The organism is Geobacter sp. (genome assembly GCF_030834625.1).
In the GTDB taxonomy this organism is placed as follows: Bacteria; Desulfobacterota; Desulfuromonadia; order Geobacterales; family Geobacteraceae; genus Geobacter.
The window spans coordinates 40,980-50,045 of the sequence record NZ_JAUQXO010000062.1; the positions used below are offsets into that span (position 1 = coordinate 40,980).

Consider the following 9,066-nt stretch of genomic DNA (forward strand, 5'->3'; position numbering starts at 1 on the left):
ACGTTTCCGTCGCCCTTTTCTGTGTCAGCGTGACCAGCTCACCCGGACGAAGTTTTCATCCTCGCTCCACTGGAAGCCAAGCTTCCCGCTGTGAGATTTGTAGATCTCCCTCCCCAGCCTTTCCGCCAGCTTCTCGTCGGTGGTGCGGATGGTGAGAACGTTCCCCTCCTGACCGATCTCCATGATCCGGGACAGGGGGTTCTTGGCCCGCGATTTTGCCTCGATATTCTTGACGGCGTTCAGGATCAGCTCCTCATGCTGGAGGAGGTAGTCCCCTGAAAAGGTGACGATCCCAGCGGGGTTGTTATCCTGCATTCGCTGACATGCGGGACAGACGACTTTGTGCGGCGTGGAGCCGGCGGGTAATGTTACCGCTTCGTCACCGTCGGCAAACCAGCGTTTCCCCCACGAGATAGCCTTGCAACCGGTACAGACCCCAACGGCTTCCTGTCCCTCGTGTGGCAGGTACGCATCCGTGCTGCGGGTTGCCATTTTTCCATGTTCCTCAAACCCAAACCGTGCTGGAGCTCTTTTAACGGCCATTGCGTCACACCCCTTTCCGGAAGACTCCCTGTCTTCCGTCCAATCACTTAAGTCTCTGATTTCAGTATATCACCCCTTGTCCGGGGCGCCATGACCCTCCACCCGGTTTCTTCCCCGTCTCTTGGCCCGATAGAGGGCCTGGTCCGCCGCATCCACCAACTCCCGGGCCGTGGTTGCGTCGTCGGGGAACGTGGCGATGCCGACACTCACCGTGAGAATCCCGCCGGGCTGGGTTTCCTGGAGGGGGAAGGGGTGCTCGGCCACGGCCCGCCGCAGCTTCTCCCCCGCGATGAAGGCCAGGTCGCGGCCCGTTTCGGGCATGATGACCATGAACTCCTCCCCCCCGTAGCGGGCCGCGATGTCCGAATCCCTGATGCTGGCGCCGAAGAGAGCACCCACCTCCTTCAGCACTTCGTCCCCCCGCAGGTGACCGTGCCGGTCGTTGTACTGCTTGAAAAAGTCGATGTCGATCATGGCGAGGGAACACTGACGGCGGTAGCGGCGGGCCCGGGCCAGCTCGTGCTCGAGGCTCAGCCAGAACTGGCGCAGGTTGAAGAGGCCGGTGAGGGAATCGGTGAACGCCTCGCTGGCGGCGATCTCATAGTTGCGCTTGAGGAAGTCGTAGTTGAGCTTCTGGGCGATGAGGCTGCGGGCCTTGAGAAGAAGCTCCCCCATCTCGGCCGGGAGGGCAAAGAATCCGTCGGCCCCCGCCTGGGCGCTTCTGACCTTGGCCGAGCGGTCGGGGAGGGGGGCGGTGACGATGACCGGGATCTGCTTGCTCCGCTCGTGGGCCTTGAGCCGCAGGCAGACGTCGATCCCCCCCACCTCAGGGAGGGAGAGGCTGAGGATGCAGAGGTCGGGAGCCATGGAAATCCCCTTGTCCAGGGCATCCTGGCCGCCGCCGGCGGTGATGGTGTCGTACCCCTCCTCCCGGAGCCGCGCCAGGAGAGGTCCGAGGAGTTCACCCTCAAGGCCCGCCACCAGCACCCGCGGCGTGCGGGCCATGCGAACGGGGGGTCCCCCCTTGGGAAGGAGGACGGTGAAGGTGCTCCCCTCCCCGGCCCGGCTGTCGACAGCGATGCGGCCGCCGTGGAGGTCCACGAAGTGCTTCACCAGGGCAAGCCCAAGCCCGAGGCTCCCGGGGCCGGCTGCCACCCCGCCACCCACCTCGAAGCTCTTGAAGATCTGCTCCAGCTCTTCCTCCCGGATTCCCCGCCCCTGGTCAGAGACCGCCACCTCCAGGAACCGCTCCTCCAGGCCATTGGCAACCACATCCCGCAGACGCACGGTCACCCTGGACCCCTTGGGGGAAAACTTGAGGGCATTGGTGGCCAGCTCTTCGATGATGAAGGAGAACTTCCCCTCGTCGGCCGTGACGGTCCCCTCCCCATTCACGCAGCCGGCATCGATGGTCACCCCCCGCTTCTTTGCCGTCTCCCGCAGTCGCTTCACCACCCGGTCGAGGACATCATGCACGGGAAACTCCTTGGGAAGAAAGACCGCCATCCCCAGATCGCTGCTGCACAACTCCAGGACCCGCTGAAGCATCCGCTGGAGCCGCATCCCCCGGATGATGATGGCTTCGAGACCGCGGCGCTGGTCGGAGTTCACCTCCCCCATGGCGCCGTCACGGAGGCAGGAGGCGAAATCGACGATGCGATCGAGAGGTCGCTGAAACTCCCGGGACATGTGGGAGAGGAACTCCGATTTCACCTGGGTGGCCATGAAGAGGCGCTCGTTGGCCCGCTCCAGTTCCTCGGTCCGCTCCCGGAGAAGACGGCGCAGGAGGTCCAACTCCCGGGCGCTGACGATCTTCCGTGATCCGGCCATGGCGTCCTCGTCAGGCCACGGGCCAGCGGGTGGTGTGGGGATCGAAGGGGGGCTCTCCGGCACTCCGCTCCCGGCCCCGGAGGATAGCCCGGGCCGGGGCTCCGTCACCGCCGGCGATCTTGAGGGGGAGGCAGATGAGTTCGTACTCCCCTGGCTCCACCTCCGCGAGGGTGAGCCCCTCCAGGATCACGACCCCGGCGTCCAGGAGCATCCGGTGGACGGTGATGCCGCTGTCGATCCCCTCGATGGAGAGGTAGTCGATCCCCACGAGCCGGACCCCCGCCTCGATGAGAAAGGCGGCACCCTCTTCGGTGAGGTGGGCGAAGTCGTCCTGGAAGCCGGGACGCTCCCAGAGGAGGGAATTGTCGGTCCGGAGGAGAATACGCTCCTCCCCCCTCACCGGGAGGCGGGCCAGCTCCCGATGGCCGATGGTGCGCACGCCGCTGATATCCACCACCCGGGCCTTCCCCATGAGGAGCGACAGGGGGAGGTGGTCCACGGTGGCGCCGCCGTCGCGGCAGTGGCTCGGCACGTCCAGGTGGGTGCCGCTGTGGGTGGTCATGGTGACACGGGTGACGTTGGCCGTGTCTCCCCGGGCGATGCGGGTGAGCGGCTCGAGGACGACCGCCGGGTCGCCGGGGTAGACGGGAAGGTCGGGGGAGAGGGGAACGGTAATGTCGTAGATGGTCATGGAGGGCCTCCACTGCGTGGGAATCACTGAAAAGTATACACGCAGTGGAGGGTTTTGCGAGGGGGGTCCATTTCCATTAATTTGACCTTCACGGCATTCCGGTTAAACTGAAACCGGTGAGGCCGCCCCGTGAAATACCCGTTGTTGGCGAGCAGAACCGCTTAGTATGAGGCAGACAACGGACTCTCTGTTACAGGCATTAATTTCTATGTCAGGTTCAATAAAATCGCGGCAATGGTACTGGATGCCGACAACGGTCTTTTTGATCGGCATATTCTCGATCATTCTGCTCTTGTGGGTCGATCGGATCAGCGAGAAACTGCGCACTGATTCTGACATTGTCGACGCGATAATGGATGTTCAGATCCATACTGCAACAGCCCATCTCTGGTTAGAGCACGCTGTCGGCGGAGATACTGAAGCGGATGCCGAGAAGGTTATTGCCGATCTGGATCCGGCGATAAACCTGGTCGATGTGACCCTCAAGGGAGGAAAATCTGAGCATAATTGGATTTCGGAACCGCTCGAAGACCCGGAACTGCGCGCCCGCGCAGAAGCGATCAAGTCCCTGCTGGTGAAGTTTAAGATGATCGGTCTGGCGCGTTTGCAGGACCCTGAAAAATCAGGAATAGGGTCGGTTTCCCATCATCAGTCTGATACGCTCTTCAAGGAAATTCTCAGCAAGGCGAGAAATCTGGAAGATGTTATAGAAAGAGATGAAGCCCGAAACCGGGAGAAATACAGGCTCCTCTTCCTTGGCATCCTGGTTAGCTGGGTGTTTATTGTGGTTGCTGCAACAGCGGGTCTCTGGAGCCGCGAAAGACAGCGAAAAAGTGCCGAAGAAGCGCTGCGGAAGGCACATGAGCAATTGCTCTCACAAGCAGAAGAATTGACAGGACACCGCGAGCATCTCGCCAAGTTAGTCGAAAAGCGCACAGCTGAATTGACGACCGCGAATGAGCTTCTCCGGGTTGAAATCACCGAGCGCAGGCAGACAGAGGAAACGCTGAAAGAGACGGAACAACAGATTCGACTCCTCTCTTCCAGACTTATAACTGCTCAGGAAATGGAGCGAAAACGCATATCCATGGAACTTCATGATGAATTGGGCCAGGCCCTGAGTGTCACGAAGCTCCGGATAAGGGCCATAGAGAAAGGACTGAGTGAAGGCCAGCCGGAGATAAGGGAAGAGTGCGAGGCACTGCTAGGGTACATGGATCACGTCATCGAAGATGTCCGCAGGCTTTCCCTGGCTCTGAGTCCTACCATCCTCGAAGACCTCGGGCTGACATCCGCTCTTCGATGGCTTGTCAGCAGCTTCGCGATAATTCCAGCCACGATACTGACGGCCGATATTGCGGAGATTGATCATCTTTTTCCTCGTAGCCATTGGATTACCATCTACAGGGTTATTCAGGAGGCCCTCACGAATATCGGGAAGCATGCTGAGGCTGAACATGTATCCGTAGTTGTCCGGCGCCATGACGATACGGTTATCTTCTCTGTCGAAGACAACGGGAAAGGGTTTGATCTGAAACAGGCATCGGTGAAAAATGCCCCCGAAAAGGGCCTCGGTCTGGCGACCATGACGGAGCGGGTAAGGATGATGGACGGGGTTTTCGATCTATGGAGTCAGACAGGGAAAGGCACCCGGATCACCTTTAGTATCCCCGTTGGGAAAGGAGGGGCCTGACATGGATCGTTACCGGATTGTGCTTGCCGATGACCACGTTCTGATCAGGCAGGCGTTGGGAGGGCTTATCAAAGTGGAAGCTGGTCTGGAGGTCATCGGGGAAGCCGGGGACGGCATCGAGCTTTTGTCGCTCTTGAATACGGTGACCCCACACATGGTCATTCTCGACATATCGATGCCAAATCTCCGCGGGATCGAAGCTGTCAGCGGAATTAGGAAGAAATACCCCGAGGTGAAGATACTGATCCTCACCATGCACAAAGAATACGTGCATCAAGCCCTGTCCGCCGGCGCCGACGGATATCTCCTGAAAGAGGATGCGGACCGGGATCTCTTTTCCGCCATCGAGAACATCCGGCAGGGGAGAGTCTATCTCTCTCCCCGCCTCGCGGGAGAGCTGTTTGGAAAGCGGGCGCCCTTAACCGAACCGCTGTCGGTCCGCGAAATAGAGGTTCTGAAATTGATTGCCCAAGGAAAATCGAATAAGGAGATCGCGGAGACCCTCTTCATCAGCGTCCGCACCGCGGAAAGCCATCGTGCCGCCATCCTGAAGAAATTGAATTTGAAGAACACCGCCGACCTGGTAAACTACGCCATTCACAAAGGATATATTTAAACACGTCACCCTTTACCCGTTATTGTTTCAATAGAGTCCCTCATCCTCACCGCATAAAAAACCAATAAATCCAGCCAATAAGCATCTTGGGCGCTCTGTAATCCGTATTTGTACGGTATGAAAATCCGTATTTCTACTGATTGAAGCCATTTGTTTATCGGATAGTATTCCTTCAACGAATAGTATTTGTAGCTATTCTCTTTCGAAAAGCCGACCCCTTTGCGAGAAGGGTTAGGAAAGCCACGGGTCTTCCGAAAATGAAGATGGCCGGGTTGCCGAAGAAGAAACCTTCGGTATGCCCGGCCTTTTCATTTTTCACTGGCATGGAGTGATTCCGGATAGGAGGAAAACGGGACGCGAGCATAGACCAAATCAGGCCACCCCGCCTGCCCAGCAAGGAGGTGATTGGAACGGATGGTGGGCACTCTAACTGCCGCAAGGAATCTGAAGCAGGAATTCGACAAGAAAGGAAAGGAGAATCAAGTCATGAAGAGCGGCAACCCATTCTTTAAGGGGAGAAGGCCCCTGGTCTTGACGAGAGTCATGGCCGTAATCCTCTGCCTGACCATGGCGCCGTTGTCGGCGACGCCGGCCATGGCTCAGCCGACAATAAGCGGCAACATAATAGACAACTCCGGGTTGATCCCCTTCCAGCAGGCGTTTTTTGCCTTCGAGGTGGAGAGCGCCCTGGGTTCGTTGAAAGACGTTGCCATCTGGGACGAGCTGGAGCAGATGCTGGACAACCCGTACCAATTCGCCCTTGATCCGAGCGTGGCGGGGAACGAGCAGGGCTATCCGTCGTACCGCTTGACCCAGGAGCGCCGCCGGTCCTTCATCTACCGAAACGCGACGGGCGAGCCGTGCGCGCCGGGCAGTGCGGGCTGCACCGAGGTGCCGCTGCCCCGCCACATTATCCATCCGCTGAATTACAACCACATGAACGGCGAGGAACTGCGCCTGCTGAACATCGACTACGAGGGAGGTCCTTGGCAAGTCCCGTATCAGCTCGTCCAAACTTCTCCGGGCGATCCTGGTGCCACGCCACCTGTGCCTGCGTCATATGCATTCACCTATCGGCCCATCGAGGTCTCTCCGGGCGAGGACCGCGTTGAGGACGACGGGGCGGCCATCGACTTCAACAGCCCCATGGCGCCGGATACCCCATTTACCATCACCGCTGTGGACTCGTTCTTTTTCCCTGGTCCTCACCCGTGGGGTAGCACACCCACCGGAGAGGGCGCGCTGATCACCGGAGGCGATCCGGGCGAACCGGGCTACCTCGGGTTCGGAGTGTTGGGCAACAACACCCCCGCCAGGAGGGGACAGTATTCGACCCCGGCCGTCCCTGGGATAGCATCCCATGCGACTCCCATTCCCACAACCGCGCGACTCTTCGACCCGGCGCGGGGATTCATCCAGCCGCGCAACGCCGGAGGTGCCGGGGGCCTGCGAAAACCTTCGCTCAGGGTTCCCCCGAATGGAACTCCGAGTAACCCCTTATACACCAGGAACTCGGCGGCCAACCTCGCTGCCGATCCCGCGGCCTTGCTGCCTTCGAATGAGAACGATTACTACGCCGGGGGTACGGGTAATGTTACCCAACAACGTGCGCAGAAGGTGGCCGCAAGGGCGGCGGCGGCGGCGTTGGGCAAGGCCCTGTTCTGGGACATGCAGGTGGGCAGCGACACGGTCCAGGCCTGCGCCTCGTGCCACTTCCACGCCGGCGCCGACAACCGGACCAAGAACCAGACCAACCCCAACCATCTGGGCGGGGACTTGACCCTTCAGCTCCACGGAGGTGTTCAGAACACGGACTTGGTTGCGACCGACTTTCCTTTCCACCCGGGCGGGCAAGACACTTTCGGGCCCGGCAACGACATCAACGACGTCGCGTCCTCGATGGGCGTGCGATTCCGCCGGTTCGTCGACATTCCACCAATTGGAGCCTTGGGTCCGCCAGACGCGTTTGGCGTAAGGACGCTGATGCCTGACATCGGCGACGACCCGGTTGGCGGGCAGACTGCCGACCCGATTCCGCTCTTCCAGGGGCTGCGCCGGGTCGAGCCACGCAACACCCCCACATTTTTCAACTCGGCCATGAACTTCGACAACTTCTGGGATGGCCGTGCGCGCCACGACTTCAACGGCGGCAGCGTTTTTGGCGCCTCCGACCCGCAGAGCCACGTCATGGTCGATCAAGGCGGAACCATCGTGCCAACGCGGCAGATCATCCGGTTCGTCAGCCTGGCTTCGCTGACAACCGGGCCGGCGCTGAGCGACTTCGAGATGTCCTTCCAAGGACGCAACTGGGCCAAGCTCGGCAAGAAGCTGCTCCAAGCGGGCGTGACGCCCCTGGCCAACCAATTGGTCTCCACCACCGACAGCGTGATGGGTCTCTACTCCAACCAGGGTGGTTCGGCTTGTGCGGCGTTGCCGGCGGCGGATCGTTCCCCCGGGGCAACGGCAGCCGGCAAGCCAGGGTTGTGCATCAATTACCCGGGCCTGATCCGGCGGGCCTTCTACCCGGCACTCTGGAGAAACACGGGCCAGCACCTCAACGGCTGCTACACTGACGGCAACCTCGCACTCCATCCGAATCAGTGCGCTGCCGGCAGCGTCGCTGTCCCGGTCCTCCAGGATACGGACGCCGACGGTAACGGTGACGTGGTAGTCGACAGTACTGCCGACCCGTTCGACAACTACGTTCTCACCCCTGCCAGCGGTCCAGCCGTTGCGAGCAACACCGACCAGTTCACCCAGATGGAAGCGAACATGCCCCTCTTTGCAGGACTGTCGGTACACGCCTGGGGCCTCCTGCTGGTCCCGGATGACACGCCGTTTGACCGGTTCATGGACGCGAATCCCGATACATTCGCATCGTTCGGCGAGTCCGGCGAGCCGACTCTCGCTCTCGATCTGCCCAATTGCTTCGGACCGAATGGAACGGGCGGGGTGCAACCCTGCTTCGTCGAGGTCGGGAACTTCAAGCGGGATCCGGGCGTTGTTGCCAGAATCAACTGTCCGCCCGAGAATCCGGCCGGCTGTACGGACGTGCCTGCCGGCGGCACGCGTACGGTGAGCGACGCTACGGTCGACCCGTTGATGGGCCTCGACTTCTTCCTGGGATCCAACCTGTCTCTCAAGAACCGCAACTTCAGGTCGCTCCGTTGCGGTGAGTGCCATGCCGGCGGGACCCTGACCGACGCCACTTTCGGGACCAGTCACCAGACGAGCTTCATCGACTTTGTCCAGGAGTTCTTCACAGGCCAGCCGGGGTCCGAGAAATTTCCGGAGCCCTTGGGTCGAGACCGGGTCATCTCCGGCTTCAGCCTTGAGGGCGAGTTGATGGAGAACGCCCAGGACGCCATAGAGCGTAACGTCCTGGACTTCTGCACCGTACCACCATGTTCGGTTCCGGCTACCGATGCCTTCGGCAACGTGGTGAGTGGCTTGCCACAGGGTGGATTCCCCCAAGGCATGGGCATGCTCGACAACGGAATGTACAACCTCGGGGTGACACCCATCGGGAACGACATCTCGCGCGGAGGCAATGTGACGTATCCTGAAGACAATGGACACTCCCACTTGGTAAACTACCGAGAGGGAGGGGAACATGAAGAAGCAGCAACGTTACACGCCAGAGTTTCGAGCAGAGGCGGTCAAACTGGTAACAGAGCAAGGGCTGTCCCAAAA

General features: G+C 60.3%; 6 protein-coding genes, 1 pseudogene and 1 riboswitch. Of the genes and pseudogenes, 4 read left to right on the forward strand and 3 right to left on the reverse strand.

Annotation, left to right across the window (positions count from 1 at the left end; genetic code table 11):
- Window positions 1-24: 24 nt before the first annotated feature.
- From RCH91_RS14555 to RCH91_RS14565, 3 genes are all read right to left on the reverse strand, one after another.
- On the reverse strand, window positions 25-492 hold the full coding sequence (locus RCH91_RS14555) for a BCAM0308 family protein (protein WP_306535696.1): 468 nt from the start codon (window positions 490-492) through the stop codon (window positions 25-27).
- Window positions 493-612: 120 nt separating this feature from the next.
- Window positions 613-2,373 carry a diguanylate cyclase gene (locus tag RCH91_RS14560; protein WP_306535697.1) on the reverse strand — a complete coding sequence of 587 codons (1,761 nt, stop codon included), beginning with the start codon at window positions 2,371-2,373 and terminating at the stop codon, window positions 613-615.
- Between the two features lie 10 nt (window positions 2,374-2,383).
- A complete protein-coding gene (locus tag RCH91_RS14565; protein ID WP_306535698.1) occupies window positions 2,384-3,064 on the reverse strand; it encodes a cyclase family protein in 681 nt (226 codons plus the stop codon).
- Window positions 3,065-3,308: 244 nt separating this feature from the next.
- On the opposite strand from RCH91_RS14565, the gene RCH91_RS14570 reads away from it, so the two are divergent.
- From RCH91_RS14570 to RCH91_RS14585, 4 genes and pseudogenes are all read left to right on the forward strand, one after another.
- Window positions 3,309-4,757, forward strand: coding sequence for a sensor histidine kinase (locus RCH91_RS14570; protein ID WP_306535699.1), 1,449 nt, complete (start codon window positions 3,309-3,311; stop codon window positions 4,755-4,757).
- Between the two features lies 1 nt (window position 4,758).
- Complete coding sequence (locus RCH91_RS14575; protein WP_306535700.1) at window positions 4,759-5,373, forward strand: response regulator transcription factor; 615 nt, start codon at window positions 4,759-4,761, stop codon at window positions 5,371-5,373.
- 199 nt (window positions 5,374-5,572) lie between these two features.
- Window positions 5,573-5,653, forward strand: a riboswitch (cyclic di-GMP riboswitch).
- 866 nt (window positions 5,654-6,519) lie between these two features.
- Window positions 6,520-7,113: pseudogene (locus RCH91_RS21500) on the forward strand (cytochrome c peroxidase); the annotation flags it as partial.
- A 1,873-nt stretch (window positions 7,114-8,986) separates the two neighbouring features.
- A partial coding sequence (locus RCH91_RS14585) for a transposase (RefSeq protein ID WP_306534530.1) occupies window positions 8,987-9,066 on the forward strand: 80 nt, incomplete at its 3' end.

Excerpts from the sequence above, each read along its gene's own strand:
- RCH91_RS14555 (WP_306535696.1), bottom strand. The coding sequence starts at position 492 with ATGGCAACCCGCAGCACGGATGCGTACCTGCCACACGAGGGACAGGAA.
- RCH91_RS14560 (WP_306535697.1), bottom strand. The coding sequence starts at position 2,373 with ATGGCCGGATCACGGAAGATCGTCAGCGCCCGGGAGTTGGACCTCCTG.
- RCH91_RS14565 (WP_306535698.1), bottom strand. The coding sequence starts at position 3,064 with ATGACCATCTACGACATTACCGTTCCCCTCTCCCCCGACCTTCCCGTC.
- RCH91_RS14570 (WP_306535699.1), top strand. The coding sequence starts at position 3,309 with ATGCCGACAACGGTCTTTTTGATCGGCATATTCTCGATCATTCTGCTC.
- RCH91_RS14575 (WP_306535700.1), top strand. The coding sequence starts at position 4,759 with ATGGATCGTTACCGGATTGTGCTTGCCGATGACCACGTTCTGATCAGG.